Genomic DNA, 25,855 nt, shown 5'->3' on the forward strand with positions numbered 1-25,855 from the left:
CCGACCGGCAGGCCCGGTCGGTCCGGGCCGTTCGCCTGCGTCCGTCGGTCCGTCGCACCCGGATGTCAGGCTGCCGGGCGACCCGTGTCAATGCGGCGTTATCGGTCTCTTGTGCGAGAGCTCATACCAGAGCGGGACGGATGGCGGGCAAGTTTGACAACTCCCCGTCGCGGGAGCCTCATTGGCGACTACTGTGTGTGGCCGGTGATCAACGCTGGGCTCATGCCGTTCGAGCATGCCCAAGCGTTGACCCGAGCCTGACCGACCACCGTAGGTGCCACCGCATGAACGCCGATTCCTGGTGCCCCATGTACCGAGGACGCTGATGTCTCAACTTCGCGCACCTGAAGCGCGACCGGAACGCCGAGAGGGCGCGCGGCACGGCCGACCGGTTGCCCGCTCCCACTCGGCCGCGGCCAGGCCGCGCGCCGCACAGCCATCTCCCGACGCCCGCATGCGCCCACAGATCCTGCGTACCGCCCTGCTCCCGGCCATCGCCGCGGTGCTGAGCGGTGCCGCAGCCGTCATCTTCACCATCCGTTCCACAGGTGCCCGCCCGACCATCCAGCTCTGGACCGCGCTGGGTGGATCCGGGGTGCTGGCCGTCGCCGCCGTGGTCGCCGCATTCCTCGGCGCCAACCGGGTCACGACCACCGTCCTCGGCCGCTGCCTGGCGCTTCGCCGTGCCAGTGCCCAGGGCCAGGCCGACCTGCAGCGGCTGGTGGACCAGCTCCGCAACGGAGGGCCGGTGCCCGCGCGGCGCCCCCCGCGGCCCGTCGCCCCCGGCAGCGACGCCTTCGACCTGCTCGCCCAGGAAATGGGCCGGTCGCACGAAGGGGCCGTCGCCGCCGTCGTCCAGGCAGCCCGGCTCAGCAACAACTCCGGCGAGGAACAGCGGGTCGAGGTCTTCGTCAATCTCGCCCGCCGCCTGCAGTCGCTCGTCCACCGGGAGATCCAGCTGCTCGACGAACTGGAGCACGAGGTCGAGGACCCCGATCTCCTCAAGGGCCTCTTCCAAGTCGATCACCTCGCCACCCGCATCCGCAGGCACGCCGAGAACCTCGCCGTACTCGGGGGAGCCGTCTCCCGGCGCCAGTGGAGCAACCCGGTCACCACGACCGAGGTGCTGCGCTCGGCGATCGCCGAGGTCGAGCAGTATCCGCGGGTCAAACTGGTGCCGCCGATCGACGGCACCCTGCGCGGTCACGCCGTGGCCGATGTGATCCATCTGCTGGCCGAACTCGTCGAGAACGCCACCGTCTTCTCCGCCCCGCACACCCAGGTGCTGCTGCGGGCCCAGCACGTCACCGCCGGGCTGGCCCTGGAGGTCGAGGACCGGGGGCTCGGCATGCCGGGCAACGAGCAGAAGCGGATGAACGCCCTGCTCGCCGACCCCGACCAGGTCAATGTCGCCCATCTGCTCCAGGACGGCCGGATCGGGCTCTTCGTCGTCGCGTCGCTGGCCCGCAGGCACGGCATCGTGGTTCGGCTGCAGAGCAACATCTACGGCGGCACCCAGGCCGTACTGGTACTCCCGCAGTCCCTGCTCGGCGTCGACCCCGACGCACCCACCACGGCCGACGCCGTCCCGGTCCCGCCGCCCGGACCAGTGCACCGGCCACCGGCCGAGGACGACACCGCGCAGCAGCGGAAACTGAGCCCGGCCCCGAACCGGCAGGCCCAGGTGCCCAGTCAGCCGCTCCGCCTGCACCAAACGCCCCAGCCGCCGCGAAGCCAGGGTGAGGGGCCGCCGCTGCCACTGCGCGCCGAGCGTGTCACCCGGCCCACCCCCGCCGACGCCCGACCCGGCATCCAGAGCCCGGACGACGCGCTTTTGGCCATCCAGCCGGAGCCCGGAACCGTGCGCGGCACCATGGGCCGGCCCCAACTCCCCAGGCGCGCCCACCAGGAACACCTGGTTCCGCAGCTGCGCGAGGCTCCCGCCCCCCGTGCCGAGGACGAAGAAACCCCCCTGCACGATCCGGGGCTGGTGGCGTCGTTCCGGCGGGGCATCGAGCTCGCAGAGGCCCGGAGCGAAGGGGACGCCGACTTCGCACAGGCCCCGGACGGCGCCCCCGACGCGTCCGGACCGGCGGCCCGGCAACCCCTCGAACCGCTGCCGGTCCGGGGAACCACCGCGACCGCCTTCTCGCTCCCTCCCGAACCGGACCCCCTCGATACGAATACCTTGAAGGAGTAGATGCACGATGACGACCGATACGCCGTCCGGTCAGGTCGCGGACCTCGACTGGCTGCTGAGCGGGCTGGTACAGCGTGTGCCGTACACGCGCAGCGCGGTCCTGCTCTCCGCCGACGGGCTGGTGAAGTCCCTCCACGGCATGGACGCGGACAGCGCCGACCACATGGCGGCGCTGGCCGCAGGTCTGTACTCCCTCGGCCGCAGCGCCGGGGCGCGCTTCGGGGACAACGGGGAGGTCCGGCAGGTGGTGGTGGAGCTCGACTCGACGTTGCTCTTCGTCTCCACCGCCGGTTCCGGCACCTGCCTCGCTGTCCTCGCCGGACGCGAGGCAGATGCCGCGGTGCTCGGCTACGAGATGACGATGCTGGTCAAGAGCGTCCGGCCGAATCTGCACACCCCGGCCAGACAAGCGGCCGGGGCACCGAGCATCGCGGGGCTGTGAGAGTGTCGGCCCCGCACGACCGGCCGTTGCTCGACGACGCGGCGGGCCGGCTCATCCGTCCGTACACCGTGAGCAACGGCCGCACCCGTCCGACCGCAGTGCTCGATCTGCTCTCCCTGGTGAGGGCCACCGGCACCGATCCGCAGACGCATCTCGGCCCCGAGCACTCCGTGGCGCTCGGGCTGTGCGGCGGACCCACGTCGGTGGCCGAGATCGCCGCACATCTGCGACTGCCCGCAGTCGTCACCAAGGTGCTCGTCTCCGATCTGGTCGACTGCGGCGCAGTCACCGCGCACCCGCCCGCCTTCCACGACATGCCCACCGACCGATCTCTGCTGGAGGCAGTGCTCGATGGCTTACGACGACAGCTCTGACGGCTTCGGCATCTCGGGCGGAGGCGACGTCCCCGGGGGCCCCGAGTGCTTCCCCGTCGCGCTCAAGGTCCTGGTGGCGGGCGGCTTCGGCGTCGGCAAGACGACGTTCGTGGGCGCCGTCAGCGAGATCGCACCGCTGAGCACGGAGGAGCTGCTGACCCAAGTCAGTGCGGCGACCGACAGCCTGGAGGGTATCGAGTCGAAGACCGCCACGACGGTCGCCATGGACTTCGGCCGCATCACCCTCGACGAGCAGCACGTGCTCTATCTGTTCGGCACCCCGGGCCAGGAGCGCTTCTGGTTCATGTGGGACGAGCTCTCCCAGGGTGCGCTGGGAGCGGTCGTGCTCGCCGACACCCGGCGGCTCGAGGAGTGCTTCCCGGCAGTCGACTTCTTCGAGCGGCGCGGTCTCGGATTCATCGTCGCGGTCAACGAGTTCGACGGCGCCTACCGCTACGGCCCCGACGAGGTACGGGCCGCGCTCGACCTTCCGCCCGAGGTGCCGGTCATCGCCTGTGACGCCAGGATCGCGAACTCGGGCACCGGAGCGCTGGTCACTCTGGTCCAGTATCTGATCAACGCCACCTCCGACCCCGCCCCGCTCTCCACCCTGGGAGCCCACCCGTGAACGGACGCACCGGCGGCCGGCTGCTGACCCCCGTCGACCGCGATGCCCCCGTCCGGGCCCAGCGGCTTCGGACGCTCGGGCTCGGGGAACGGGCCGGTGGATCGTTCGACAGTTTCGACGCGTTCCCGGACAAGGTGGCCGAGACAGCCGATGTTCCTTACTCCATGGTCAACTTCATCGACGGGAACCGGCAGTTCTTCGCCGGACTGCACACGCCGACCGGTACGCACACCGGTTCCCACCTGGGCGCGATGGCCGCGGGCAGCGGCCGTGGCGGGCGGTACGTGGCCCTCGATCACGGCTACTGCCCGCACGTCGTCGCACGACGGAGGGCGCTCGTCCTGGAGGACGTCTGCGACTACCCGAGATTCGCCGGCAATCCGGTCGTCGACGGCATAGGCATCCGTTCCTGTCCGGGGCGCCGCTCATCGACCGTACGGGCATCGCGCTGGGGGCGGTCTGCGCCGTCGACACCGTGCCCCGCCCCTGGGGGCGGGCCGGTCTCGACACGATCAAGTCCCTGGCGCAGGAACTCATCGGCCACATCCATCGACGGGAGGACAACGGCACCGTCGCGCCCTGACCGTCATGCCGCCCGCGCCTCGCACGTGTGCGAGCCGCCGCCCGTGCCCGGAACCGCCCGCGCTCAGACCTCGACCGTCGTGCCGTCCAGGAAGGTCAGCACCACCGATTCGTCATCGGCCCGCACTGCCACCGATTCACGCAGTGCCTGCGGATGGACGGTGTCGCGGGACAGCGCGACCAGCGAGACATGGATGCTCCGCCCGCCCGGATGACGGTCGCTCCGAAGATACGGGATCGCGGAGTGCGGCCCGTACGCGTTGGACTGCACGTCCCGTGCGACGCCGGCCCCTTCCGCTGCCTCCTCGGGCGTCCCGTCCGCCGCGGCGTCCCAGCCGTACAGGGCGACCACGGCACTGGTCAGACCGTCGGCGGTACGCGTCAGCGCCCAGCCGGGTCCCGACGAGGAGAACGGCCGCTCGGCGTGCGCGACCGCATGTCCGCCCTCCCGCACCGTCGCACCCTCCGGCGCCTCGACCCGGTGCACCCGGATCTCCCACGGGCCGTGCAGCACACTCGTGGTCTCGATACGGTACGCGCGGTCGTCGCGGGGCAGCCGGGCCGCGTACCAGGACGAGGCGACGCGGTCCTCACAACGCAGCGGATGGATCCTGCGCCGCCGTGACGGGGTGCCGTCCGGAGCGAGGAGTGCCAGATGGCCGTCGACGGCGCGTGTCACGGCGTGCGGCGCGGACTCGGGTGCGGTCGCGGTCGAATAGGCGAGCTTCGCGTAGTGAGGGTCCTCCTCGCCCGTGTCCGCTCCCGTGGTGTCGTCGGTGACAGCGGGCGGGTTGTGGTCGCTGCCGTGGTTGATCAGTCGGACGATGCCGTCGTGCCGTGTGGCGTGCAGCAGCCATCCCGGCGCGGGCAGCGCGGTGTACTGGTCGGACTCCTCGACGGGGAGCGGGAGTTCCCGCTCCGTCCACACCGGGTGGTCCGCCGGGAGCAGCAGGCCGAGGAAGCCCTTGCTCGCCCAGTACGGGGAAGCGGGACCGGAGTACGGCTGGGTGCTCGGCAGGAACGTGTCGTACCAGCCTAGGGTCAACAGCCCCCGCTCGTCCGGGACGCCGCGCTCCACGAAGTGCCGCAGGGTGCCCGACGCGAGCCTGCGTGTGAGTCCGGGTGCGAGCGGCGTGCAGTCGGCCAGCGCCCCCATCCAGACCGGTGCGAGCGCCGCGAACCGGTACGTCAGTGAGCGCCCCTGGTGGACCGGCGCACCGTCGGAGCCGAAGAAGTACGGATAGTCCTGCAGGAATCGGGAGAGGCGCTGCCGGTAGACCTCGGTCCTGCCGCCGTCGTCGTCCGGGCCCGCCATCCGCGACCAGAGCAGCGGATAGAGATGCATGGCCCAGCCGATGTAGTAGTCGAAGTTCCGGCCGTCCCCGTCGGTGTACCAGCCGTCCCCGACGTACCAGTCCTCGATTCTGTCCAGATTGCTCTCGATGTCGGAGCGGCTGTAGGGGGCGCCCACCGAGGCGAGGAACTGCTCGGACACCACCTGGAAGAGACGCCAGTTGTTGTCCCAGGTGCGGCCGCCGACGAAGCCGGAGAACCAGTCGACGACCCGCTCCTGGACCCGGGTGTCCAGCTTGTCCCAGATCCAGGGGCGGGTCTCATGCAGACCGACGGCGATCGAGGCGGCCTCGACCATCTGCTGCGAGCAGTCGGTGAGCCTGGGCCAGGCCTCGGTGGAGGCCGGGTCCGTGCCTGTGGCCAGACCCTGCGCGTAGCGTTCGATCAGTTTCGGATCGACGTCCCCGCGGGCTCCGGCGATGCGGAAGGCCGCCATCAGGAAGGAGCGCGCGTATCCTTCGAGCCCGTCCGACACCACACCCGACCAGCTGGCCCGGCCGGGCAGCCGGTACTGCGCGAAGCCCGGTGTGGCGTAAGGGACGAGCGCGTCGAGCATGCGGTCGGCCGAGGCCTCCCAGTGTGCGCGCGTCCACCCGGTCCGCGAGGACAGCAGCCGGTCGGTCGGGGGGAGGTGCAGGAAGGGCGGGGTCATGCGGGCGGTGCTCCTCAGTCCGTCAGGGTCGACGGGTCTACGGGTGGTGTGGGCAGGTTGAGCGCGGCGAGGGCGGCCTTGCCGTCCGCGTCGATCGGGTACGCCCACTTGTCGACGTAGAAGTCGGTGAGATCGTAACCAGTGATCCGGCTCGTGCAGGTGGCGAAGTTCGACCAGCGCAGGGCGTCCTGGGTCTGCCAGTCGGACTGCGGGTTCTCCTCCCGGATCAGCCTGTGCAGTCGCGGCCAGATGCCGGTGCCGAAGGCGAGTTCGAGCTGGCGCAGCGAGACGAGTTTCTCGTACGCGCCGAAGGAGGTGGCGAAGCTCAGGCCGGGGGTGCCGAGTTTGGGCAGCGCCGTCTGGAACCAGTTCAGCCCGGTGGTGGTGTTGACGGTCAGCAGATTGGAGGTCTGGCCGAAGACACGCTGCGCGGCCAGCGAGTAGATGTTGACCGAGACCTCGGTCAGGCCGGCCGGCCGGTAGGCGAACTGCTGGTGCAGATGCCCGAGTTCGTGGTAGAAACCCCAGCCCCGGTTCTTGACGCCTTCGACGGTGATCAGCCGGTCGAGATACGCGGCGGGGAAGGCGTTGTAGTAGTGGGTGGCATAGGCCCCGACACCGGCGGGAACCTTCGACACCTCGTTGAACTGGTAGGGGCCCGCCTTGCGGCGGTGCAGCGGGCGGGAGCCGTCGAGCCCGCTGACCTTCGCATGCGAGGCGACCAGGCTCTCGACGAGACGCATCAGCGCGTCATGGTCCTCGTCCCGGTGGGCGAGGAAGCTGTCCCGGGTGACGGTGATGATCGCGTGCGGCGAGGTCAGTTCGACGTATCCGGAGTCGTCGGCCGCGTCCACCCGCGCCTGGAACTCGGACTCCGTGGTCTCGCCGAGGGTGAACGTCGGCAGGTTCACGGCACCGGAGAGGAAGGTCACTTCGGCGCGCTCACCCTGTCCGGCGAAGCGGAGATAGACGGGTCCGCCGTAGGGGTCGGTGAGCGTGTTGATACCCGCAGTCAGGGTGTGGTCGCGCGGGGCCCGTTGTGCCACCACGTCGTGGTGGTTGTCGTATGTGCCGATGTGCAGGGTCGGCAGGACCCCGTGAGGTGCCCGCACCTTGACGGTGAGGGTGGCGCCGGCCGGGGCGTACTGCTGGGTCGTGATGAAGTCACTGCCGCGGTACGTGGTGGCCAGGCGCAGCCGCTCGGTCTCCGCCGAGGGGAATGCCGTGGCGCGGACGGTGGTGGTACCGGGGCGGGCCGAGGCGGTCCCGGAGCCCAGCAGGGTCGCGGCACCCGCGCCCGCCAGGACGGCGAGGGCACTGCGGCGGCTGAACGGGGACGAGGCGGGGGAAGCGTGCATGCGTACTCCCTGGGAAAGGAGGGGAAGACCGGTCGCAGGTGCCTGTTCAGGAGAGGGTGGCGGTGTGCGTGTGACCGCGCGATCCACCGACCGTGACGGTGAGGACGGGGCGACGGCCGGGTGTCACGGACACGGTCGGGTCGGCCGTGACCACCCTGCTCACCGGGAAGGGCAGTTCCACCGTGACCGTGGTCTGCGTGCGGCTCGGGTCGGCGACGGCGACGGTGAGTTGTTCGTCCCTGCGCTGGACCAGTACCGAGGCCGGCCCGGATGCGGTGATCCCGGCGGCGGTGGCCGCTGCCCAGAAGTTCACCGCGGTCAGCCCCTGCCTGCGAACCTCCACGGCCTGCGCGGTGGCGTCGTTGGCGACGATCCGGACCGGACGCGACTGCGACCAGACGGCTGTCGCGACCGCGGACGCGCCGGGCAGCAGGACATAGGCGTAGCCCGCATCGGTGGGGGAGACACCGTGATCGACCCAGAGTGTCACATAGCGGCGGGTGACCGGATCGGTGCTGCCGCCGGTGTCCGCCCCGGTGTTGAGTGCCCGCCAGGTTCCGGTCCGCTCCTCGCGCAGCGCCTGGAGAGCAGTGGTGTCGGGGAAGACATAGCCGCCGACGCCGTCGACATGCGCCCACCGGGCGTGGCCGAACTCCTTGGTCCAGCCCTGGTCCGTCGGCTGCGGGACGCCGTCGACCGTCAGCCGCTGCGTCCCGTCGGTGCCGAGATTGCGGTTCTCGACGACCGTCTCGATCGTGCGCCCGTCGCTCGCGGTGATGCCCGCGCCGAGCGCGATCACCGCATTGTCGAGCAGGAACCAGGATTTCCTGGCCCGCAGGGTGCTGCCCGAGGGACCGATGAGCTCCATTGCCGAAGCACCGTACCGGTCGTGGAGCACCGCTCCGCCCGCGACGGCGTTCGTCGGACGGTAGGTGGATGTGCCGGCGCCCGTGCCGAGATCGGTGCGCTTCCTCGTGTCGACCGTGGTGCCGGGCAGCCGGTACGGGTCGACGGTCGGCCAGAAGCCGTTGTTGAACTGCCCCAGGTCGTCGTCGTACAGATATGTCATGCCGTCGCCGGTGTACCAGCCGTGCAGATTCTCGCCGTTGCCGGCCTCGTAGGCCGAGATCCGCTTCGACGACAACGACAGTGTGCAGGCCCAGCGGGGCTGGCGGTGCACCACCCGGTCCATGTCGGCGAAGACGAAGTGACCGGTCGTGCGCGCCCCGGCGGGAATGCTCCGGTCGCCCAGCACGGCCTTGGCGAGGGCCAGTTGGGGAAGGGTGGCGAGAGCCGTGAACGGGGTGATGCGGTTGCGGGTCAGCCAGCCCTTGGCCAGCGCGCGCCAGCGGTCCGCGTACGCGGCGGGTGCGCCGGTCGCCAGGAGCAGGATCGCTGCGACGGTCGCCGCACCGTCCCGGTGGTCACCGGCGCGCTCCCGGGAGATCGCCCGGCCACGTACCGCGTCCATCATCAGCCCGTCGAAGACCATCGGCGAGAAGGTCCGCTCGACCGCCTCGTACATCACGGAGACCTGCGGGTCGGCGACCGCCCACTCGGAGCCGGCGAGCAGGGACAGCAGATAGGCGGTGCCGCCGAGCAGAACCGTGCCGTACGTACCCGTGTACGCGACCACGTCGTGCTGGACGAACGACCCGTCCTCGTAGAAACCGTCACCCGAACCCGTGTACCGGAACAGGCTGTTGCGTCCGGAGTCGCGCACGTCGGAGAGCGCGTCACGGGCCGATGCCAGCTTGGCCGCGTCCTGTCCCAGCAGTCCGCGCAGCGCGACGATGACGGCCTTGTCGGTGCGGTTGGCGCCGGTCTCGGCCAGCGTGGGGGAGTTGGTGCGGCGGTCCGCGTTCGGGCAGAACCGGTCGACCACCGCCAGATAGTCCGTCAGGTCGGTTGCGGGCAGGCGCCCACGCAGCAGCACGGAGCAGTCCATCAGCGCCCGTGGGGCGCCGATCTCCCAGAACCACCAGTTGCCGGTCTCACGCTTGGCCGGGTTGTACGCCGTGTCGTAGGTGAAGCGCAGCGCGGCGACGAGGGCGTCCGCCGTTTCGGCGCCGCCGGCCAGTGAGGTGCCGGGGGTGGCCCAGGCGGTCGCGAGCGTACGGAGCCGGGTGTAGCTCTGGCCGAAGTTGCCGGGGTCGGTGACCGGGGAGAGATCCGGCCAGAGGGCGGTCCGCCCTGCGCTGCGGTCGAGGGTCTCCCAGAGCTCCTTCGCCGCGGTGTCCAGAGTGGCGACCGCCGCGACGACGTCGGGGTCGGACGAGTCGAACGCGCCGCCGGTCAGGAGGGTTTCGGCGCGCTGGAGGAGCGCGTCGAAACCCACGGTGCCGGTGGTCCCGCCGGCCGCCACGGGCTGCGCCTGTGCGGCGCCGGCCGTGGCGACGAGTGTCGTGGCGGAGGTGGCCGCGACGGCCGCGGTGGCGCCCGTCGCGGCGAGCAGGGTGCGTCTGCTGAGGTTCATGGTGTCTCCTTTCGCTGCGGTCAGTCCGTGAGGGTGCTCGGGTCGACGGGCGGCTTCGGCAGGTTCAGCGCGGCCAGTTCCGCCTTGCCGACGGCGTCGATCGGGAACGCCCAGGTGTTCACGAAGAAGTCCGTGAGGTCGTAGCCGGAGACCCGGCTGGCATACGTGGCGAGCGCCCGGTAGCGCTTGTCGGTCTCCGTGTAGTCCGACTGCGGGTTCTCCTCGCGCACCAGCTTGTGCATGCGCGGCCAGAAGTCGTCGCCGAAGGCGAGCTCCAGCTGGCGGAGCGGGACGAGCTTCTCGTACGCGCCGAAGGACTTCTCGTACGTCAGCCCCGCCGTGCCGAACTTGAGCTGCGCGGACCGGAAATAGGTGAGCCCGGTCTTCGGATCGACCGTGAGGAGGTTGGACGGCTGCTTCAGGGTGCGCTGCGCGGCCAGCGAGTAGATGTTGACCGTGACCTCGGTCAGACCGCCCGGCTTGTACGCCATCTGCTGGTGAAGATGGCCGAGTTCGTGATACAGCCCCCAGCCGCGGGTCCGCAGCCCCTCCACCGTGGTGGCCCGGTCGAGATAGGCGCGGGGGAAGCCGTTGTAGCCGTGCGTGGCGTACGCGCCGACGCCGGTCGGCACCTTGCTGACCTCGGTGAAGTGGTACGGCCCCGCCTTGCGCCGGTGCACCGGCTTCGAACCGTCGAGCCCGCTGATCCGGGCGTGCGAGTCGATGATCGTCTCGACCAGTTCGAGCAGCGCCGCATGGTCCTCACCGCGGTACAGGAGCGCGCCCTCGCGGGTGAGCGTCATGATCGTGTGCGGGGCGTGGAGTTCGACGTACGGCGAGGCGGTAAGCGTGTCGAGCTGGTGCTGGTAGTCGGCCTCGGAGGTGCGGCCCAGTGTGAAGACCGGCATCGGGACGGCGCCGGAGCGGAAGACCACACCGGCCCGCTCGCCGTCCCCCGTCAGGGTCAGATAGACGGGGCCGCCGTGCGGGTCGGTCACGGTGTTCGCGCCGGCCGTCAGTGGGTAGCTGCGGGGCTCGGTGATCTCGCCGTAGTAGTCCCACGCACCGATCCAGAGCGTGGGTACCAGGCCGTCGTTCGGCTGGACGGTGAACGAGAGCGGGGTGGCGGCCGGGACGTACAGGCCGGTGGGCTGGAACTCGGAGCCGCGCAGGGCCTGTCCGAGCCGCAGCCGCTCCGCCTCGGCGGCGGGCCGCGCGGTCACGCTCACCTTGACCGGCTGTGCGGTGTCCGCGGCAGCGGTACCGGCTGCCCGGGCGGAGGGGGCGGTGGTGCCAAGCGCGACTGCTGCTCCGACGCCGGCCGCGGCGGCGAGAACCGAACGGCGGCCGACGGGGGCGGAGGCGACGGCCGGAGGCGTGACGGCGGAGAAAGGGGACTGACGCATGCGGAACTCTCCCTGCAGAAACAATTGAGGGGCGGAAGCGTGCGGAACGAGTGGAGCTCGCCGTCAGCATGTAAGCGGTTGCTATCGAGCCGCAAGAGGGCTCAGGAAGTTACTGTTATTTACTATGGTCAACTACGGGCAGTGGCGCAGTAACCGGTCACATCCGGGTGGGCCGACCGGACCGGGGCGCGACGGAATCGCGTACCACGATGTGCGTGCCGAGTCGTAGGGCGCCCGTGGTCGGCTCGCGCCAGTCGTCCTCGTCCCCACCGCCGACGGCCAGCCGCACGGCCTGACGTCCCATCTCCTCCAGCGGTACATGAACGGTGGTCAGCCGCGGTCGTAGCTCCTGGGCGACCGGAATGTCGTCGTACCCCACCAGGGAGATGTCCTCGGGTACCCGCACCCCGGCCTCCTCCAGAGCCTGGGCGGCGCCCGCCGCCACGATGTCGTTGGCGGCGAAGACGGCGGTGAAGTCCGGCCCGTCCCGCAGCAGTTCCGCCATCCTCCGGTAGCCGAAGTTCCGGCTGAAGGTGCCGGGCTGGGCCAGCTCCGGGTCCGGTGTCACCCCGCGCAGCTCCAGGGCCCGCCGGTGCCCGGCCAGCCGGTCTCGGGTGGTGGAGAGCTTCGGCGGGCCGCCCAGGTAGAGGATCCGTTCGTGCCCCTGCATCAGCAGATGGTCGGTGATGGCGAAGGCGCCGCCCTCGTTGTCGTACTCGACCGCGGCCGTCGGTGCCTGCTCGCCCAGGGGCGGCCTGCCGCACAGCACGAGCTTCGATCCGCCGGCGTCCAGCTCGCGGGCCCGGCGGGCCAGCTCCGAGGTGTAGCCGCGGTCGGCGACGCTGCCGCCCACCACGATCACCGCGTCGGCCCTGCGCTCGTGCATCAGCTCGACGAAGGCCAACTCGCGCTGGGGGTCGCCCTGGGCGCAGCACACCAGACAGAGCCGCCCGCCGAGCGCGGCCTCCCGCTCCACACCCCGGGCGATGTACGCGTAGAACGGGTCGATGAGCTCGTTGACGATGATGCCGACGGTGCGGCCGGAGGCACCGGCAAGGGCGCGGGCGTGCGCGTTCACGACATAGCCGAGCTCGCGCATCGCGGCCTCGACCCGCTCCCTGGTCGCCTCCGCGACCGGGTAGTTGCGGTTCATGACGCGCGAGACCGTGGCGGTCGAGACGCCGGCCCGCCGGGCCACATCCGTGACGGTCGCCCTGCGCGGTCCGTCCGCGGCCGTGCTCTGCCGGCGCATCCGGCTCACCCCCTGGTGACTGTTGTGTGACGCCGAGCCTAGAGCCTGGGCACGGGTGGGGTTCACGCGATCCTCCCCAGGTCGGCCCGGTGGACCGGATGGGTGAACGGCGTGCCCTGTGCGTACCGCACCAGCTCGTCGACGGCGAGCGCGCCGAGCCGCCCCACCTCATTGCCCTGCGCGCCCGCCAGGTGCGGGGTGAGGAAGACGTTCGGCAGGTCCCACAGGGGGTGACCGTCCGGCAGGGGCTCGGGGAATGTGACGTCCAGAACCGCGTCCAGCCGGCCGCTGACCAGGTGCTCGGTGAGTGCCTCGGTGTCCACGAGGGGGCCGCGCGCGGTGTTGACGAGCAGGGTGCCGGGGCGCATCAGGCCGATCCTGCGCGCGTCGAGCAGCCCACGGGTCTCAGGGGTGTCGGGCGCGTGCACGGTGACGACATCGCTGGTCGCCACCAGGGTGTCCAGATCGGTCGGGGTGACCCCGAGCCTTCCGGCCTCGTCGGCGTCGACGTACGGGTCGTAGAGCAGCACCTCGGCATCGAGTATCCCGAGCAGTTCGATGACCCGGCGGCCGATCCGGGACGCGCCGATGACGCCGATGGTCAGTCCGTGTGTACCGAGCCAGTGCTGCCGGTCGAGATCGGCGCCGGTGCGGTGGGTCCGGCGGGTGCGGAAGAGACCGGCCAGCGGGAACACCCGCTTCGCGCCCATGATGATCGCGGCCAGGGTGTACTCGGCGACCGGTACGGCGTTGGCCGCCGCGGCCGAGGAGACCACGATCCCGTGGTCGAACGCCGTCTGCGACAGAAAGGTCTTCACCGTGCCGGCCGCGTGGATCACGGCGCGGAGCTGTGGGGCCCGGCCCAGCAGGGCCGTGTCGACGGGCGGGCAGCCCCAGCCGGTGAGCAGGACCTCGGCCGAGGCCAGCGCCGCGGCGGCCTCCGGTGTGTCGAAATCTCTGACCGCGGACGGGACGAGGAGATCAGCAGCCTCCTCCAGCCGGGTCCGTACGGGTGGTGGGAAGACGTCGTCGAGCAGTCCGGGGCTCATGACCAGGACCGTGCGCGGCCGCCTCGGGGGCAGTTCCGCGGCGTCGGTGGCGGAATGAGCCGGTGCCTCTTCGGTGGTTCGCACCCTGCCTCCGGACAGTAAGCGTGTTCTATGGAATGACCGGCACGCTAGGTACATCGAGGCCCGACCGTCAAGCATGACCCTCGGTCAACTATCCCGTTTTGTGGTCAATTTAGTGACTCATCCCTCAGGATTTGATCGTGAGGGCTCCGCGTAACGCAGCCGTTTCTTCAGATCTCTTGACGCTGGGGTTAACCGCTTACTAACTTGCCGCCGCAGAAGGCTCACCACGCGCCAACCGGCCGAACAGGACGCACCATGGCTGAAACAGCACCCCCGCTGCCTCGGGAAAAGCGGTCAAAACGGCAAGAGAGGACTGCGACGTCGTCGTCTTCGTCGACCCGGGCCGTTCTCCCGCAGAGCAGGCTGACCGTCTGGCAGCGGATCAAGCGGGACCGGGTGATGCTGCTGCTGACCCTTCCGGGCCTGCTGTACTTCATCGTCTTCCACTACGTTCCGCTGCTCGGCTACGTCGTGGCCTTCCAGGACTACCAGCCGTACCTCGGCTACATGCACAGCGCCTGGGTGGGCTTCGCCAACTTCACCACCGCGTTCGGCGAGCCGGCCTTCTGGTCCGCGACCCTCAACACCCTGGAGATCGCCCTCATCCAGCTGGTGTTCTTCTTCCCGATCCCGGTGGCCCTCGCCCTGCTGCTCAACAGCATCGTCAGCGAACGGATCCGGCGCTTCGTGCAGAGCGTCGTCTACCTGCCGCACTTCATCGGCTGGGTCATCATCGTCTCGATCTTCCAACAGATCCTGGGCGGGGCCGGGCTGTTGCCCGATGTCCTCGGGGGCATGGGGCTGCCGCGCTACGACATGATGAGCGACCCCGACGCCTTCCCCTGGCTGCTGACCCTTCAGGTGGCCTGGAAGGACGCCGGCTGGGGCACGATCATCATCCTCGCGGCGCTGCTCGGCATCGACAAGGGCCAGTACGAGGCCGCGGCGATCGACGGCGCCGGTCCCAGGCGCCGCCTGTGGCACGTCACTCTTCCCGGCATCGCACCGGTCCTGATCCTTCTCCTGATCCTCAACCTCGGGCAGATCCTGTCCGTCGGTTTCGAGCAGATCCTGCTCCAGCGCGACGCGGTCGGCCCGGACGCCGGTGAGGTCCTCGACACATACGTCTACTACCACGGCATCAAGGACAACGACTGGGGCGTCGCCGCCGCCGTCGGACTCGTCAAGGCGGTCATCGGCACCGCACTCGTCCTGGGCGCGAACAAGTTCGCCCACCGCCTCGGCCACGAAGGGGTGTACCGCGGTGCTGACCGCTGAGAAGCCGCCCGCCACGTCCGTACCCACCACGACGCCGGCGAAGAAGTCTCCCCGTAGCAAGAAGCAGTCCGACGGCCGCCCGCCGTGGATGGAGAAGCCGACCCGCGTCGGGCAGGCCGCCAAGGGCCTCGCCATTGTCGTCGTGGTCGCCGCCGTCGCCTATCCGCTGCTCGGGGTCATCGGCACGAGCTTCGCCTCGCAGACCGACATCATCCGCAGTTCCGGACTGGTCCTGTGGCCCGATCACCCCACCCTGGACGCCTACCGCACCATCTTCACGGGCGGAGTCGTCACCCGGGCGCTCGTGGTCAGCCTCGGCATCACGGTGTTCGGCACCCTCGCCAGCCTGCTCGTCACCGTGGGCATGGCGTACGGCCTCTCCCGCCGCGATGTCACCGGATCCCGCTTCATCCTGATGACGGCCCTGTTCACCATGCTCTTCAACGCGGGCATCATTCCCAACTTCCTCCTGGTCAAGGGACTTGGGCTGTACGACACGTACGCGGCGCTCGTCATGCCCACTCTGGTCAGTGCCTTCAACCTGGTCGTCCTGCGGTCCTTCTTCATGAACCTGCCCGAAGAGCTGTACGACGCGGCGAAGGTCGACGGGGCCGGCGACTTCCGCGTCCTCGTACGGATCGTCCTGCCACTCTCCAAGGCCGTCCTCGCCGTGATCAGCCTCTTCTACGCGGTGACGTACTGGAACGCCTTCTTCAACTCGCTCCTGTACCTGGGCGACTCGGACAAATGGCCGCTGCCCATGGTCCTGCGCACCTATGTCCTTCAGGGCCAGAGCCTGAACGCCGCCTCGGCCGGCGAGGTCCTCGCCCCGCAGCAGGCCGTCCAGATGGCGGTCCTGGTGATCGCTGTCGTACCGATCCTCTGCGTCTACCCGTTCCTCCAGCGCTACTTCACCAAGGGCGTGCTCACCGGCGCCATCAAGGGCTGACCGCCACTCCGCCACCCCCTGCACTTCCCTTCCCTTCTCTCCCAAGGAGATTCCAGGTGTCGAGCTCCACCCCCATCAACCGCAGATCGCTGTTCCGCCTGGGCGCGGGCGTCGGTCTCGGTCTGGCCGCCGCTCCGCTGCTCGCCGCCTGCGGCGACGGTGGCACGGCCGCCAAGGCGGAGGCCAAGAGCGCCTCGCTGCTCCCGAACTCCGCGGTCCGCAACATCGGCCTCAAGCCCGACCTCCAGGGCACCACCACCGGTGTCCCGCAGGGCTTCTTCAGCTACCCGGCCAAGCCGTTGCGGGCCACGAAGGGCACCCCGCTGAAGGGGGCCAAGCCGATCAGCGCGACGATGGAGACGTTCTCCCCGCCGCCGCCCGCACGCGGCAAGAACGCCGCCTGGCAGCAGATCGAGAAGCTCCTCGGCGGCCGGGTGGACATCACCGCCGTCCCCGCCGACGACTACGGCACCAAGTTCTCCACGATGGTCGCGAGCGACAGCCTGCCGGACCTGTTCATGTACCCGGAGTCCGGTGGCGTCGACAACAAGGCCGCCTTCCTCCAGGCCACATGTGCCGATCTGACGCCCTTCCTCGCCGGGGACAAGATCAAGGACTACCCGAACCTGGCCGCGATCCCGAAGGGTGCCTGGCAGGCCGCCATCTTCGGCGGGAAGCTCTACGGTCTGCCGATCGCCCGTACCGGCACCGGCGGCGCCGGCTTCTACCGCCACGACCTCTTCGCGGAGGCGGGCGTCACGGACCTGGGCCAGATCACGGACCTCGACCGGTTCATCGAGCTCTGCAAGGAGCTCACCCGGCCCAAGAAGGACCAGTACGCGATCATCGCGGGTGCCACCACGATGCTCGCCATGTCCGCGGGCGCGCCGGGCGGCTGGCGGTTGGACGCCAAGACCGGCAAGTTCACCGTGGACCTGGAGACTCCCGAGTACCGGCAGGCCGTCGAGACCGCCCGGAACCTGTACAAGGCGGGCTGTTACTACCCCGGCACCCTCCAGATGTCCGGGGCGCAGAAGGCCCAGTACACGGACATGTTCAAGAACGGCAAGGGCGCGTACGTCTATGACGGCATGCCCACCTATCTGGCGCCCGGCGTCGGCTACATCGCCGCGATGAAGGCGATCGACACGAAGTACGACCCGCGCCCGTTCGTCCCGTTCGGCAAGGACGCCGTCACGTGGATGGACAACGTCGCCCTGCAGAACACGCACGTCAAGAAGGCGTCCGGGGACCGGGTGAAGCAGATCCTCGCCTTCGCCGACTTCGCCGCCTCCCCGTTCGGCAGCGAGGAGTACACGCTGATCAACTACGGCGTCGAGGGCACCGACTTCACCCGTGACGACAAGGGCAACCCGGCCCTCACCAAGCAGGGCACCCAGGATGTCACCGTGCCCTGGAAGTTCGCGGCCTCCGCCGTCCCCGCGATCTTCAGCGCCGACTCCGAGCAGGGCGTCCGTCACGTCCATGACGCGTTCACCAAGATGATCCCGATGATGGTGCCGGACCCGACCCTCCAGTACTCCTCGCCCACGTGGGATTCCAAGGGCTCCGGGAGCCTCGGCACGCTGAAGGGCGACGCCCTGAAGGACATCATCGCCGGCCGCAAGCCGATGTCGGCCTACGACCAGCTGGTCAAGGACTACCTGGCCAAGGGCGGCGAGCAGGCCCGTGGCGAGTTCGAAGAGGCATTCCAGAAGGGCAAAAAGTGATGAGCTCTCCCACCAGCAGGCGGTCCGCGCTCCGGCTCGGCGGCGCAGCCGTCGCGGCAGCGGTCGCCGTACCCGTCCTCGGCCCGCCCGCCAGTGCCCGCGGCCTCGGCTTCGACCCCGTCCCCGGCTCCGACGGCGTCGGCGACCCGCTCTTCCCGACCCTCGGCAACGGCGGCTACCAGGTCGTCCACTACGACCTGACCTTCGACTTCACCCCGGTGACGTACGACTTCACCGCCGTCGTGAAGATCAATGCCAGGGCGACCCAGGACCTGTCCGCGTTCAACCTGGACACCGACGGGCACACCATCGACTCCGTCACCGTCGCCGGGCGCACCGCGACCTGGGCACTGTCGGCCGGCAAGAGCGGTCAGGAACTCACCGTCACCCCCGCCCGAGCGTTGCACGACGGGCAGCCGTTCACGGTCGAGATCCGGTACCACGGCAACGGCAAGGCACCCCGACTCGGCCTCACCGGCTGGAAGTTCGGCACCGACGGCGGTTTCGCCTCGGCCGCCCAGTCCTCCCGCGCCGACACGTTCCTGCCCTGCAACGACACCCCGTCCGACAAGGCCACCTGGACCTTCCACATCAGCGCGCCGCAGGGCTATGTCGCGACCGCCAACGGCGAACTGCTCGACAGGACCTCGCGCGCCGACGGCTCCACCGTCTGGCACTTCGCCCTGCGGGAGCGGATGGCGACCGAGCTCATCGGCATCGCCGTCGTCAAGGGCACCTATCTGTACGGCACCAGCCACCGTGGACTGCCGCTGCGGCACATCGTCCCGCAGGGGCAGGAGGACAAGTACGGCCCGATCGTCGCCCGTACCGCCGACCATCTGGCCTGGCTGGAGGAGAAGTTCGGCCGCTACCCCTTCTCCGTGTACGGCCTCCACATCTACGACGGCTACACCGACGCCCTGGAGAACCAGACCCTCTCCCTCTTCTCCACCAACTGGTTCAAGCTCAACGCCAACGGTCAGCCGGGCTACGAGACCACCATGGTCCACGAGCTTACCCACCAGTGGTTCGGCGACTCCGTCACTCCGAACGACTGGCAGCAGGCATGGCTCAACGAGGGCCCCGCCGTGTACTACGCCGGGTTGTACGGCGAGGAGCGCGGCTGGTCGGTCTTCGCGGACAAGATGAAGGCCACGTACGAGAAGCTCGACGCGGTCCGCGCCGCCGACGGCCCGCCCGGACGGCCCAAGGCGCTCGGCGGCACCAACATCTACGACGGCGGCGCGCTCGTCCTGTACGCCCTCAACCTCCAGATCGGTCAGCAGAAGTTCGACCAGGTCATGCGGGAGTGGGTCAAGCGGTTCAAGGACTCCACCTACACCAGCGAGGAGTTCATCGCCCACACCGTCAAGATCACCGGCGACGCATCCCTCGACCCGTTCCTGCGCGACTGGCTCTTCGGAGCCGTGAACCCGCCCATGCCCGGACACCCCGACTGGAAGGCCGCCGCATGAACCGCCCGATGAACGTCATACGAGGAACCGCCGCAGCCATCACCGCCGCGGCTCTCGCCGCCCTCGTCGCCGCCCCGATCGCCCAGGCCGCACCCGGTGCCCGCACCCTGTACGCGGCACCCGACGGGCACGGCACCTCGTGTACCGTCGCCCGCCCGTGTTCACCGGAAGGTGCCCGCGACCAGGCGCGCACCGAGACCGGCCGCGACATCCGCATCCTCCTCAAGGGCGGCACGTACCACCTCGACGCCCCGCTGCGGCTGGGCGCCGACGACTCCGGCACGGACGGACACACCGTCACCTGGACCGCGGCTCCCGACGCGCGCCCCGTCCTGTCCGGCGGCCGCACCCTCACCGGATGGACGCAGAACACCGACGGCACCTGGACCGCCGAAGCCCCGGCCGGTGTCACCCCGCGTCAGCTCTTCGTCGACGGCAAGCGTGCCACCCGCGCCCGGGGCGAGGCCTGCGCGGCGAGCGTCTGCGACGCCACGAAGACCGGCATGACAGGTGCGAAGGCCACCGGCATCGCCGACTGGCAGCGCCCCACGGACGCCGAGGCCGTCATCCGGGTCCGCTGGCGCAACTACCACTGCCGGATCGCGGGCGTCAGCGGCGACCTGCTCACCTTCGCCCAGCCCTGCTGGACGAACTCCGCGAGCGGTACCAACCGCACCGGACCCGCCTGGGACACCACGACGGTCGACTCCACTCGTTACAGCGGCGTCGCCTTCTTCGAGAACGCCCCCGAACTCCTCGACCAACCGGGCGAGTTCGTCTGGAACTCGGAGGCCCGTACCGTCACCTACCTGCCGCGCAAGGGCGAGGACATGCGCCGCGCGCAGGCCATCACTCCGCACACCGAACAGCTGCTCGTCGTCGACGGCGCCCACGACGTCACCGTCAGCGGGATCGGCTTCGCGTATGCGGCGTACCGCCAGCCCGGCACCGACGAGGGCTACGCGGGCATGCAGGCCGGTCTCACCCTGACCGGAGCCACCGGCCCCGTCGACCATGCGGGCCGCTTCTACACCAAGCCGTCCGCCGCGGTCACCGTCCGCGGCGGACAGCACATCTCCATCGAGAACGCGCGGTTCAGCCACCTCGGCGGGGCGGGCGCGACGCTCGAAGCAGGCACCAAGGACAGCTCCCTGACCCGTTCCACGTTCACCGACCTCTCCTCGGGTGCGGTGTACGTGGGAGACACCGAGCCGATGCCCTCGGCGGCACTCGCGGGGGAGCGGAACACGATCGCGTACAACACGATCACCCGCTCCGGAGTCGAGTACACCGACGCGGTCGGCATCTGGGCCGGTTACGAGGCCGAGCTGACCGTCGACCACAACAGCATCGACCACCTGCCGTACTCCGGGATCTCGGTCGGCTGGGGCTGGAACCAGCCCGAGTCGCGGAAGTCCGTGCTGCGCGACAACAAGGTGACGAACAACCGGATCACGAACGTCATGGAGGTCGCCCACCAGCAGCACGACGGCGGCGCGATCTACACCCAGGGTGCCCAGCCCGGCACCGTGGTCTCCGGCAACTACATCAACCGCTCCGCCTTCGGCAATACCGAGCGTGACGGCAACGGCATCTACCTCGACGAGCAGTCCTCGTACATCACCGTCGAGAACAACGTCATCACCCGTATCGGCTACAAGTGGGTCTCCAACTGGGCGGACTACGGCATCCAGAACACCGCCCGCGGCAACTGGACCGACACCGCGGCGCCCGTGCTCGGTGGAACGGGGTCCGTCATGACGGACAACTGGACCGGCCTGGACCGGCTGCCGGCCGACGCCCTCGCCGTCGCCGCACGGGCCGGCGCCCACGGCGGCCCCGTCGAACAGCTCCGCACCGACCTGGCACGCACGGGCACCGCAACCCAGTCCTCGACCGAGGGCACGGCGGGTGCGGCGCTCGCCCTCGACGCCGACACCAACACGGACACCCGGACGCTGTCCGAGGCGGGTGCCTGGTGGCAGGTCGACCTGGGCGCGACGAAGCATGTCCGCCAGATCGAGATCTGGAACAACTCGTCGACCACGACAGCTGACTTCGACGTCATCACGGACGACGGCACGGTCCACGTCAGCGGCAAGGCACTGCGCCCGACGGTCCTGAACCTGGACAGCAGGACCCGTACGGTGAAGATCGCCGTGTCGGGAACGGGCCGCGTGGCTCTGTCCCAGGTCCTGATCCACCCGTAGGTCTGCGGTTTCACCGCAGGTGATCCACCATGCCGGACGGGCCCTGGCCCGTCCGGCACCTTCATGCCCGCGTTCTCCCCGGTCCTGACGGACTCCTGGTGGTTACCTCCGGCCGCGACCGCCGGACGGCCCGGGGCCGACGCTGTCAAGCCCGTCCGGTGAAGGAGAACGAAGCGGCCCCGACGCGCCCGGTCACCGCAACCCACCCCCCGGCACTCCCGTACTGCCCCGCAACACCACCTCACCCTCCACCCGCACCACCCGGGCCCGCCTCCCGGCCCCCACCTCCCGCAGCGCCAGCGCGATCGCGTTCTCGCCCATCGATGTCAGGGGCAGCGCCACCGTCGTGAGCGGCGGCGACAACTCCCGTACCAGCGGGATGTCGTCGAACCCGGCCAGCGACACATCCTCCGGCACCCGCGCCCCCGCCTCCCGCAGCGCCGCCAGCGCCCCGACCGCCATCACATCGGTCACCGCGAAGACACACGTGGGCCGGGCCCGGGACGGCGACCGCGCCGCGGAGAGCAGTAGCCGCCGCGCCGCCTCGTACCCGCCGTCACGGGTGAACGCGCCCTCCACCACCTGGTCGAGCTCGATGCCCGCCTCGGCGAGCCCCTCCCGGAACCCGGCCAACCGGTCGGAGACCGTCGTCAGCTCGGGCGGCCCGCTGAGCACCGCGAACCTCCGATGGCCCAGCCCCACCAGTGCCCGGGCCAGCGCAGCCGCCCCCGCCTGGTTCTCCGGTTGTACGGTGTCCACCCGCAGGCTGCGGTGTCGGCTGACGACCGCAACCCGCCCGCCGGCCCTGACATACGGCTCCAGTTCGGTATCCATGGCCCGCTCCCACGCGCGGTCCTGGAAGCCCGAGCCGATCAGCAGGATCGCCCGCGCGCGCTGGGCCCGCAGCATGGAGACGTAACTGATCTCCCGCGCCGGCTCCCGGAACGTGGAGGCCAGCATGACGAGCAGCCCCCGTTCCGCAGCCGCGCGCATCACACCGCTGGAGATCGCGGCGAAGTAAGGGTCGCTGACGTCATGACAGATGACCCCCACCGTGCGGTTGTTGGCGGAACTGGCGAGGACCTGTGCATGTGCGTTGGGGATGTAGCCGAGTCGTTCCGCCGCCGCGTGCACGCGTTGTCGGAGCTCGTCGCGGACCGTGGCCGTACCGTTGAGCGCCCGTGAAGCGGTGGCCGGTGAGACCCCGGCCTCCCGGGCCACGGCGTCGAGCGTGACATGGGCCGTGGCCGCGACGGCGCGGCGATCTTCCGGACGGTCCCGCGTCGTCCGTCCGCTGGTCACGCGTTCACTCAACTCGACCCCCAAGGGCGCGGTGGCGGCAGGGCCCCGAAACTTCAGGACAACCTATTGACCGTGCGTGCAGGCAGTCATTAGCGTGGCGGCACCTTACCAGAAAGCGCTTTCTGAAAGCGCCTTCTCAGTCATTGCAGGATCGCACAACTCTCGACAACTGGCCCCCGAAGTGCAGGGAGTTCACCGTGAGCCAGAGCGCGTTGACCAGAAGTCCCGCCGAAGTGGCGGGAGTTGCCCGGCGGGCTGGACCGTCCGCGGGGGAGCGGCTGGCGCGGGCGGCCGAGCAGAGCTGGCGCCCGGTGGCCCTGCTGCTGGCCTGCTTCGTCGTCTGGTGGGTGATCTCGGCGGCCGAACTGGTGGAGTCGTATCTCGTGCCGTCGCCCGGTGCGACGCTCGATGTCCTCACGGGGAAGACGAGTTATCTCTGGCAGCACAGCTGGGTGACCACGTACGAGACGTTGCTCGGTTTCGTGATCGCCGTGGCCGTCGGCGTGCTGGCGGCCGTGGTCATGGTGTATTCCTCCACCGTCGAGCGCACGCTCTACCCCATTCTGCTGTTCGCGCAGGTCGTACCGAAGATCGCGATCGCGCCGCTGTTCGTGGTCTGGCTCGGCTTCGGCATCGCGCCGAAGATCCTCATCGCCGTTCTGATCGCCTTCTTCCCGGTGGTGATCTCCATGGTCACGGGACTCAAAGCGGTCGACCCGGAGATGCTTCAGCTGTCGGCGACGATGGGTGCCAAGCCCTGGCAGACCTTCCTGAAGATCCGTTTCCCGGCGTCCCTTCCCCATCTCTTCTCCGGTCTCAAGGTCGCGGTCACCCTGGCCGTGACCGGCGCCGTCGTCGGTGAGTTCGTGGGTGCCAACGAGGGGCTGGGCTATGTGATCCTGCAGGCCAACGGCAACCTCGACACCCCGATGCTCTTCGCCGGGCTGCTGGTGATGTCCCTGATCGGCGTCGTCCTCTTCGTCGTGGTCGAGATCGCCGAGCGGCTCCTGCTCCCCTGGCACGCCAGCCGCCGCGATGCGCCGGCCACCACCTCGTACTGATCGCCGCCTTGTCCCGTACCGAGCGCCACCCATTGATTGCTGTCACGGACCCCGTCGCCAGAAGGGCCAGCCCATGCACGCGCGCAGACTCCTGATCGGTGTCGTACCTCTTGTCCTGCTGGCCACGGCCTGCGGCGGGAACGACACGTCGAAATCCACCGATGACTCGGGCAAGAAGCTGGACAAGGTCACGCTGACGCTCAACTGGTATCCGTACGGCGAACACGCGCCGTTCTACTACGGAAAGCAGCAGAAGATCTTCGAGAAGCACGGCATCGACCTGACGATCCAGGCCGGCCAGGGCTCGCAGAAGACGGTGCAGGCGACCGCCGCCGGGCAGACCGACTTCGGCTGGGCCGACACCCCGGCGCTGCTGGCCGCGGTCGACCAGGGGGTGCAGGTCAAGAGCCTCGGCGTCTTCCTGCAGACCACCCCCGCGTCCGTGCAGTCCTTCGACGCCAAGGGCATCGGGTCTCCCGCCGATCTGAAGGGGAAGACGATCGCCGGGACGGCCGGTGACGCGCTCTCCAAGACGTTCCCGATCTTCCTGAAGAAAAACAACATCGACGAGTCGGAGGTGAAGGTCCAGAACACCGACCCGGCGGGCAAGATCGCCGCGGTGATCTCCGGGAAGACCGACGGACTGCTCGGCTACGCGAGCGACCAGGGCCCGACCATGCAGGAGAAGGCCAAGAAACCCGTCTCGTATCTGCGCTTCTCCGAGAACGGGCTGAACTTCTACTCCAACGGTCTGCTCGCCGGGCAGAAGCTTCTCGCCTCCAGGTCCGAGCTCGCGGGTCGCATGGTGCAGGCGGTCAGCGAGGCATGGGCCGCCGCGGCGAAGGCGCCCGAGCCTGCGGTCGCGGCCATGGACGGGGCGTCGGAGCAGCTGCCGCCGAAGACCGTGCTGGCAGAGCAGTTCAAGACGACGCTCACGCTGCTGCACACCACGTCGACCGAGGGCAAGGCGCCCGGCGTCAACGACGAGGCGGACTGGCAGCAGACCATCGACGTCTTCGCCGAGGCCGGAATGGTCAGCAAGCCCAAGTCCGTGGCGGAGTACTGGGACGCGAAGACGGCGCTGAAGGGATGACGATGCCGAAGCAGGACGCGAAGCCCCGGGACCCGCTCGGTGCGAGCGGCCGTGGCGCCGTCACCCCGGCCGTCGGCGTGTCGGACGTCTCGGTCCGGTTCCGTGGCAAGAACCGCGATGTCACCGCCCTGAGCGAGGTCTCGCTCGATGTGGCTCCGGGCGAGTTCGTCGCCCTGGTCGGACCGTCCGGATGTGGCAAGTCGACGCTGCTGAAGCTGGTCGCCGGACTGCTGAAGCCGTCATCGGGCGAGGTGCGGCTCGGCGGCGAACAGGTCACGGGCCCACGGCACGACATCGGTTACGTGTTCCAGCGCGCCGCCCTCCTGGAGTGGCGTTCCGCGCGCCGGAACATCCTTCTGCAGGCGGAGATCCGGAAGATGCCCACGGCCAGGGCGCGCGACCGGGCCGACGCGCTGATCCGGATGACCGGGCTCGGCGGTTTCGAGGACGCGTATCCGCACGAGCTGTCCGGCGGGATGCAGCAACGGGTCGCGCTGTGCCGCGCGTTGCTGCACGAACCGCCGGTGCTGCTGATGGACGAGCCGTTCGGTGCGCTCGACGCCCTCACGCGTGAACAGATGAACATGGAACTGAACCGCATCTGGCGGGAGACCGGCACCACCGTGCTGCTGGTCACCCACTCGATCTCGGAGGCGGTCTATCTGGCCGACCGGGTGGTGGTGATGAGCCCACGGCCCGGCACCATCACCGAGATCATCGAGGTGGGGCTGGAAGCGGAACGGGAGTACGGCGAGACGGTGGGCCGCCCGGAATTCCGGGACGCGGCGGCCCACATCCGCGATCTGCTCGGCGCGGCGTCCGCCCACGACTGATCGGGGCGGTCCGCCCGTCGCCATGTGAGGGCGCCGGGGCCCGCACGGCAAGGCGCCCGGTGCGGGCC

At 69.8% G+C, this 25,855-nt stretch carries 19 protein-coding genes and 1 pseudogene; 13 read left to right on the plus strand and 7 right to left on the minus strand.

Annotated elements, in window-relative coordinates; genetic code table 11:
• The first annotated feature begins 325 nt into the window (after nucleotides 1–325).
• The 5 genes and pseudogenes from ACFU6I_RS39685 to ACFU6I_RS39705 all read left to right on the plus strand — a co-directional run bounded on the left by ACFU6I_RS39685 (nucleotide 326) and on the right by ACFU6I_RS39705 (nucleotide 4,227).
• Nucleotides 326–2,200, plus strand: coding sequence for an ATP-binding protein (locus tag ACFU6I_RS39685; protein WP_384376627.1), 1,875 nt, complete (start codon nucleotides 326–328; stop codon nucleotides 2,198–2,200).
• 7 nt (nucleotides 2,201–2,207) lie between these two features.
• Nucleotides 2,208–2,642 carry a roadblock/LC7 domain-containing protein gene (locus ACFU6I_RS39690; RefSeq protein ID WP_384376630.1) on the plus strand — a complete coding sequence of 145 codons (435 nt, stop codon included), beginning with the start codon at nucleotides 2,208–2,210 and terminating at the stop codon, nucleotides 2,640–2,642.
• A gap of 2 nt (nucleotides 2,643–2,644) precedes the next feature.
• Nucleotides 2,645–3,016, plus strand: coding sequence for a DUF742 domain-containing protein (locus tag ACFU6I_RS39695; protein WP_384376666.1), 372 nt, complete (start codon nucleotides 2,645–2,647; stop codon nucleotides 3,014–3,016).
• Nucleotides 2,994–3,644 carry an ATP/GTP-binding protein gene (locus tag ACFU6I_RS39700; RefSeq protein WP_384376633.1) on the plus strand — a complete coding sequence of 217 codons (651 nt, stop codon included), beginning with the start codon at nucleotides 2,994–2,996 and terminating at the stop codon, nucleotides 3,642–3,644. Before ACFU6I_RS39695 ends, ACFU6I_RS39700 begins: the two co-directional genes overlap by 23 nt.
• A pseudogene (locus tag ACFU6I_RS39705) lies at nucleotides 3,641–4,227 on the plus strand (GAF domain-containing protein). The gene ACFU6I_RS39700 and the pseudogene ACFU6I_RS39705 overlap by 4 nt, the downstream one beginning before the upstream one ends.
• A gap of 63 nt (nucleotides 4,228–4,290) precedes the next feature.
• On the opposite strand, the gene ACFU6I_RS39710 reads toward ACFU6I_RS39705, so the two are convergent.
• The 6 genes from ACFU6I_RS39710 to ACFU6I_RS39735 form a co-directional block, all read right to left on the minus strand.
• Complete coding sequence (locus tag ACFU6I_RS39710) at nucleotides 4,291–6,231, minus strand: DUF2264 domain-containing protein (RefSeq protein ID WP_384376636.1); 1,941 nt, start codon at nucleotides 6,229–6,231, stop codon at nucleotides 4,291–4,293.
• A 14-nt stretch (nucleotides 6,232–6,245) separates the two neighbouring features.
• A complete protein-coding gene (locus ACFU6I_RS39715; protein WP_384376639.1) occupies nucleotides 6,246–7,589 on the minus strand; it encodes a M60 family metallopeptidase in 1,344 nt (447 codons plus the stop codon).
• A 46-nt stretch (nucleotides 7,590–7,635) separates the two neighbouring features.
• Entirely contained in the window at nucleotides 7,636–10,065 is a 2,430-nt protein-coding gene (locus ACFU6I_RS39720; protein ID WP_384376642.1) for a polysaccharide lyase 8 family protein, read from the minus strand.
• Nucleotides 10,066–10,085: 20 nt separating this feature from the next.
• A complete protein-coding gene (locus ACFU6I_RS39725; RefSeq protein WP_384376645.1) occupies nucleotides 10,086–11,471 on the minus strand; it encodes a M60 family metallopeptidase in 1,386 nt (461 codons plus the stop codon).
• Between the two features lie 157 nt (nucleotides 11,472–11,628).
• Nucleotides 11,629–12,723 (minus strand): LacI family DNA-binding transcriptional regulator, encoded by a 1,095-nt coding sequence (locus ACFU6I_RS39730; RefSeq protein ID WP_384376648.1) that lies wholly within the window; start codon nucleotides 12,721–12,723, stop codon nucleotides 11,629–11,631.
• Between the two features lie 62 nt (nucleotides 12,724–12,785).
• Nucleotides 12,786–13,772 carry a hydroxyacid dehydrogenase gene (locus ACFU6I_RS39735; RefSeq protein ID WP_384376669.1) on the minus strand — a complete coding sequence of 329 codons (987 nt, stop codon included), beginning with the start codon at nucleotides 13,770–13,772 and terminating at the stop codon, nucleotides 12,786–12,788.
• A 483-nt stretch (nucleotides 13,773–14,255) separates the two neighbouring features.
• Here ACFU6I_RS39735 and ACFU6I_RS39740 point away from each other — a divergent pair, with 483 nt between their 5' ends.
• The 5 genes from ACFU6I_RS39740 (at nucleotide 14,256) to ACFU6I_RS39760 (ending at nucleotide 21,498) form a co-directional block, all read left to right on the plus strand.
• A complete protein-coding gene (locus tag ACFU6I_RS39740; RefSeq protein WP_326793126.1) occupies nucleotides 14,256–15,134 on the plus strand; it encodes an ABC transporter permease subunit in 879 nt (292 codons plus the stop codon).
• 88 nt (nucleotides 15,135–15,222) lie between these two features.
• Complete coding sequence (locus ACFU6I_RS39745) at nucleotides 15,223–16,083, plus strand: carbohydrate ABC transporter permease (RefSeq protein WP_266990298.1); 861 nt, start codon at nucleotides 15,223–15,225, stop codon at nucleotides 16,081–16,083.
• A gap of 56 nt (nucleotides 16,084–16,139) precedes the next feature.
• A complete protein-coding gene (locus tag ACFU6I_RS39750; RefSeq protein ID WP_384376651.1) occupies nucleotides 16,140–17,813 on the plus strand; it encodes a hypothetical protein in 1,674 nt (557 codons plus the stop codon).
• Nucleotides 17,813–19,288, plus strand: a complete 1,476-nt coding sequence (locus ACFU6I_RS39755; RefSeq protein ID WP_384376654.1) for a M1 family metallopeptidase — start codon at nucleotides 17,813–17,815, stop codon at nucleotides 19,286–19,288. The genes ACFU6I_RS39750 and ACFU6I_RS39755 overlap by 1 nt, the downstream gene beginning before the upstream one ends.
• Complete coding sequence (locus ACFU6I_RS39760) at nucleotides 19,285–21,498, plus strand: right-handed parallel beta-helix repeat-containing protein (RefSeq protein WP_384376657.1); 2,214 nt, start codon at nucleotides 19,285–19,287, stop codon at nucleotides 21,496–21,498. The genes ACFU6I_RS39755 and ACFU6I_RS39760 overlap by 4 nt, the downstream gene beginning before the upstream one ends.
• Before the next feature lie 192 nt (nucleotides 21,499–21,690).
• On the opposite strand, the gene ACFU6I_RS39765 is transcribed toward ACFU6I_RS39760, so the two are convergent.
• On the minus strand, nucleotides 21,691–22,719 hold the full coding sequence (locus tag ACFU6I_RS39765; protein ID WP_384376672.1) for a LacI family DNA-binding transcriptional regulator: 1,029 nt from the start codon (nucleotides 22,717–22,719) through the stop codon (nucleotides 21,691–21,693).
• Nucleotides 22,720–22,997: 278 nt separating this feature from the next.
• Here ACFU6I_RS39765 and ACFU6I_RS39770 point away from each other — a divergent pair, with 278 nt between their 5' ends.
• The 3 genes from ACFU6I_RS39770 (at nucleotide 22,998) to ACFU6I_RS39780 (ending at nucleotide 25,787) form a co-directional block, all read left to right on the plus strand.
• The gene (locus ACFU6I_RS39770; RefSeq protein ID WP_345516433.1) at nucleotides 22,998–23,861 is read left to right on the plus strand and encodes an ABC transporter permease; all 864 of its coding nucleotides are present in this window, start codon (nucleotides 22,998–23,000) and stop codon (nucleotides 23,859–23,861) included.
• 73 nt (nucleotides 23,862–23,934) lie between these two features.
• Complete coding sequence (locus tag ACFU6I_RS39775) at nucleotides 23,935–24,954, plus strand: ABC transporter substrate-binding protein (protein ID WP_384376660.1); 1,020 nt, start codon at nucleotides 23,935–23,937, stop codon at nucleotides 24,952–24,954.
• Nucleotides 24,951–25,787 (plus strand): ABC transporter ATP-binding protein, encoded by an 837-nt coding sequence (locus ACFU6I_RS39780; RefSeq protein ID WP_384376663.1) that lies wholly within the window; start codon nucleotides 24,951–24,953, stop codon nucleotides 25,785–25,787. The genes ACFU6I_RS39775 and ACFU6I_RS39780 overlap by 4 nt, the downstream gene beginning before the upstream one ends.
• Nucleotides 25,788–25,855: the final 68 nt, after the last annotated feature.

This window comes from Streptomyces sp. NPDC057486, assembly GCF_042802415.1.
In the GTDB taxonomy this organism is placed as follows: Bacteria; Actinomycetota; Actinomycetes; order Streptomycetales; family Streptomycetaceae; genus Streptomyces; species Streptomyces yanii.

Coding starts and splice junctions, on each gene's coding strand:
- ACFU6I_RS39685 (WP_384376627.1), top strand. CDS start 326: ATGTCTCAACTTCGCGCACCTGAAGCGCGACCGGAACGCCGAGAGGGC.
- ACFU6I_RS39690 (WP_384376630.1), top strand. CDS start 2,208: ATGACGACCGATACGCCGTCCGGTCAGGTCGCGGACCTCGACTGGCTG.
- ACFU6I_RS39700 (WP_384376633.1), top strand. CDS start 2,994: ATGGCTTACGACGACAGCTCTGACGGCTTCGGCATCTCGGGCGGAGGC.
- ACFU6I_RS39710 (WP_384376636.1), bottom strand. CDS start 6,231: ATGACCCCGCCCTTCCTGCACCTCCCCCCGACCGACCGGCTGCTGTCC.
- ACFU6I_RS39715 (WP_384376639.1), bottom strand. CDS start 7,589: ATGCACGCTTCCCCCGCCTCGTCCCCGTTCAGCCGCCGCAGTGCCCTC.
- ACFU6I_RS39720 (WP_384376642.1), bottom strand. CDS start 10,065: ATGAACCTCAGCAGACGCACCCTGCTCGCCGCGACGGGCGCCACCGCG.
- ACFU6I_RS39725 (WP_384376645.1), bottom strand. CDS start 11,471: ATGCGTCAGTCCCCTTTCTCCGCCGTCACGCCTCCGGCCGTCGCCTCC.
- ACFU6I_RS39730 (WP_384376648.1), bottom strand. CDS start 12,723: ATGCGCCGGCAGAGCACGGCCGCGGACGGACCGCGCAGGGCGACCGTC.
- ACFU6I_RS39735 (WP_384376669.1), bottom strand. CDS start 13,772: ATGAGCCCCGGACTGCTCGACGACGTCTTCCCACCACCCGTACGGACC.
- ACFU6I_RS39740 (WP_326793126.1), top strand. CDS start 14,256: ATGCTGCTGCTGACCCTTCCGGGCCTGCTGTACTTCATCGTCTTCCAC.
- ACFU6I_RS39745 (WP_266990298.1), top strand. CDS start 15,223: ATGGAGAAGCCGACCCGCGTCGGGCAGGCCGCCAAGGGCCTCGCCATT.
- ACFU6I_RS39755 (WP_384376654.1), top strand. CDS start 17,813: ATGAGCTCTCCCACCAGCAGGCGGTCCGCGCTCCGGCTCGGCGGCGCA.
- ACFU6I_RS39760 (WP_384376657.1), top strand. CDS start 19,285: ATGAACCGCCCGATGAACGTCATACGAGGAACCGCCGCAGCCATCACC.
- ACFU6I_RS39775 (WP_384376660.1), top strand. CDS start 23,935: ATGCACGCGCGCAGACTCCTGATCGGTGTCGTACCTCTTGTCCTGCTG.
- ACFU6I_RS39780 (WP_384376663.1), top strand. CDS start 24,951: ATGACGATGCCGAAGCAGGACGCGAAGCCCCGGGACCCGCTCGGTGCG.